The 2033-nt window shown below is 57.1% G+C and carries 2 rRNA genes; both read right to left on the bottom strand.

What is annotated here, in order from left to right:
• A 5S ribosomal RNA gene (gene rrf, locus ACWD0J_RS41225) occupies nucleotides 1–117 on the bottom strand.
• Between the two features lie 91 nt (nucleotides 118–208).
• Nucleotides 209–2033: ribosomal RNA gene (locus ACWD0J_RS41220) — 23S ribosomal RNA — on the bottom strand; the annotation flags it as partial.

Raw genomic sequence — 2033 nt, 5'->3', positions numbered from 1 at the left:
GTTCGGCGGCGTCCTACTCTCCCACAGGGTCCCCCCTGCAGTACCATCGGCGCTGTAAGGCTTAGCTTCCGGGTTCGGAATGTAACCGGGCGTTTCCCTCACGCTATAACCACCGAAACACTATGAAACTGTTCAGCCGCACCATTGCCGTGGCCCGACAACGGGGCTGTTCGTGGTTTCAGAACCAACACAGTGGACGCGAGCAACTGAGGACAAGCCCTCGGCCTATTAGTACCGGTCACCTCCACCCATTACTGGGCTTCCAGATCCGGCCTATCAACCCAGTCGTCTACTGGGAGCCTTAACCCCTCAAAGGGGGTGGGAATACTCATCTCGAAGCAGGCTTCCCGCTTAGATGCTTTCAGCGGTTATCCCTCCCGAACGTAGCCAACCAGCCATGCCCTTGGCAGGACAACTGGCACACCAGAGGTTCGTCCGTCCCGGTCCTCTCGTACTAGGGACAGCCCTTCTCAATATTCCTACGCGCACAGCGGATAGGGACCGAACTGTCTCACGACGTTCTAAACCCAGCTCGCGTACCGCTTTAATGGGCGAACAGCCCAACCCTTGGGACCGACTCCAGCCCCAGGATGCGACGAGCCGACATCGAGGTGCCAAACCATCCCGTCGATATGGACTCTTGGGGAAGATCAGCCTGTTATCCCCGGGGTACCTTTTATCCGTTGAGCGACGGCGCTTCCACAAGCCACCGCCGGATCACTAGTCCCGACTTTCGTCCCTGCTCGACCCGTCGGTCTCACAGTCAAGCTCCCTTGTGCACTTACACTCAACACCTGATTACCAACCAGGCTGAGGGAACCTTTGGGCGCCTCCGTTACTCTTTAGGAGGCAACCGCCCCAGTTAAACTACCCATCAGACACTGTCCCTGATCCGGATCACGGACCCAGGTTAGACATCCAGCACGACCAGACTGGTATTTCAACGACGACTCCACCTGAACTGGCGTCCAAGCTTCACAGTCTCCCAGCTATCCTACACAAGCCGAACCGAACACCAATATCAAACTGTAGTAAAGGTCCCGGGGTCTTTCCGTCCTGCTGCGCGAAACGAGCATCTTTACTCGTAGTGCAATTTCACCGGGCCTATGGTTGAGACAGTCGAGAAGTCGTTACGCCATTCGTGCAGGTCGGAACTTACCCGACAAGGAATTTCGCTACCTTAGGATGGTTATAGTTACCACCGCCGTTTACTGGCGCTTAAGTTCTCAGCTTCGCACGCCCGAAAGCGCACTAACCGGTCCCCTTAACGTTCCAGCACCGGGCAGGCGTCAGTCCGTATACATCGCCTTACGGCTTCGCACGGACCTGTGTTTTTAGTAAACAGTCGCTTCTCGCTGGTCTCTGCGGCCACACCCAGCTCAGAGCGCAAAGCTCATCACCGGACATGGCCCCCCTTCTCCCGAAGTTACGGGGGCATTTTGCCGAGTTCCTTAACCATAGTTCACCCGAACGCCTCGGTATTCTCTACCTGACCACCTGAGTCGGTTTAGGGTACGGGCCGCCATGAAACTCGCTAGAGGCTTTTCTCGACAGCATAGGATCATCCACTTCACCACAATCGGCTCGGCATCAGGTCTCACCCACATGCCATCCGGATTTACCTGGATGACGGGCTACACCCTTACCCCGGGACAACCACCGCCCGGGATGGACTACCTTCCTGCGTCACCCCATCACTCACCTACTACCAGCTCGGGCCACCGGCTCCACCACTTTCCATTCCCCGAAGGGTCCGGAACGGCTTCACGGGCTTAGCATCACTGGATTCAATGTTTGACGCTTCACAGCGGGTACCGGAATATCAACCGGTTATCCATCGACTACGCCTGTCGGCCTCGCCTTAGGTCCCGACTTACCCTGGGCAGATCAGCTTGACCCAGGAACCCTTAGTCAATCGGCGCACACGTTTCCCACGTGTGTATCGCTACTCATGCCTGCATTCTCACTCGTGAACCGTCCACAACTCGCTTCCGCGGCTGCTTCACCCGGCACACGACGCTCCCCTACCCATC

It is taken from the genome of Streptomyces sp. NPDC003011, assembly GCF_053591515.1.
The sequence above is the reverse complement of the archived record's forward strand: the minus strand, read 5'-3'. Positions and strand labels throughout refer to the sequence as shown.